The 1,123-nt window shown below is 34.8% G+C and carries 1 protein-coding gene; it reads left to right on the plus strand.

All coding sequences use genetic code 11. From position 1 onward, the window contains the following. Nucleotides 1-12 precede the first annotated feature (12 nt). Entirely contained in the window at nt 13-996 is a 984-nt protein-coding gene (locus FLACOL7796_RS00095; RefSeq protein ID WP_173968581.1) for an SPFH domain-containing protein, read from the plus strand. The last annotated feature ends 127 nt before the right edge of the window (nt 997-1,123 follow it).

The raw sequence follows: 1,123 nt of genomic DNA on the forward strand, positions 1-1,123 counted from the left end.
ATCAATATCATTATGGGTACAGCATTTATTATCCTTTTAGTCTTAGCATTTTTTATTTTAATGTCTTCCTTTTTTACTGTAAAACAACAATCATCAGTAATTATAGAAAGATTTGGAAAATTTCACAGCGTGAGAAATTCAGGATTACAATTAAAAATTCCGGTTGTAGACAGATTGGCCGGACGTGTAAATCTAAAAATTCAACAACTTGATGTTATCATCGAAACCAAAACCAAAGACAACGTTTTCATCAAAATGAAAGTTTCGGTTCAGTTTAAAGTTATTCAGGAAAAAGTATATGATGCTTTTTATAAACTAGAATATCCGCACGATCAAATCACGGCTTATGTTTTTGATGTAGTTCGTGCCGAAGTTCCTAAACTAAAATTGGATGATGTTTTTGAAAGAAAAGATGATATCGCGATTGCAGTAAAAAGAGAATTGAATGAAGCCATGACTACTTATGGATATGACATTATCAATACTTTGGTAACAGATATTGATCCGGACATTCAGGTAAAAAATGCAATGAACAGAATTAACGCTGCTGACAGAGAAAAAACAGCTGCTGAATTTGAAGCTGAAAGTTCAAGAATCAGAATCGTTGCAAAAGCAAAAGCTGAAGCCGAAAGTAAACGTTTACAAGGACAAGGTATTGCAGATCAGCGTCGTGAAATTGCAAGAGGACTTGTAGAAAGTGTCGAAGTTTTGAACAATGTAGGTATTAATTCTCAAGAAGCTTCTGCCCTGATTGTAGTAACTCAGCATTATGATACTTTACAAGCTATTGGTGCAGATGCCAATTCTAACTTAATCTTGTTACCAAACTCTCCGCAAGCCGGAAGCGATATGCTAAATAATATGGTTGCATCGTTTACAGCATCAAACCAAGTTGGTGAAATGATGAAGAAAAATAATAAGAAAGTGGTAAAACCAAAACCAATTCAGCCTCAATCTGGTTACGAAGATGATATCTTACCAGAATCAGGACAATAACATAAAACAAAAAAGAGGCTTATTTGCCCTACCGTCTGGACACATCTCTAAAGAGTATCCAACCTTGCATGACTGAATTGAATTTTTGCAGGCCAATCCAAAAAGTTGTGATGCCAGGTTTTCTTTC

The sequence above is a fragment of the Flavobacterium bizetiae genome (assembly GCF_902804475.1).
GTDB lineage: Bacteria > Bacteroidota > Bacteroidia > Flavobacteriales > Flavobacteriaceae > Flavobacterium > Flavobacterium bizetiae.

What these genes read in the sequence shown, in the direction of transcription:
- FLACOL7796_RS00095 (WP_173968581.1), top strand. Translation starts at nt 13, where the DNA reads ATGGGTACAGCATTTATTATCCTTTTAGTCTTAGCATTTTTTATTTTA.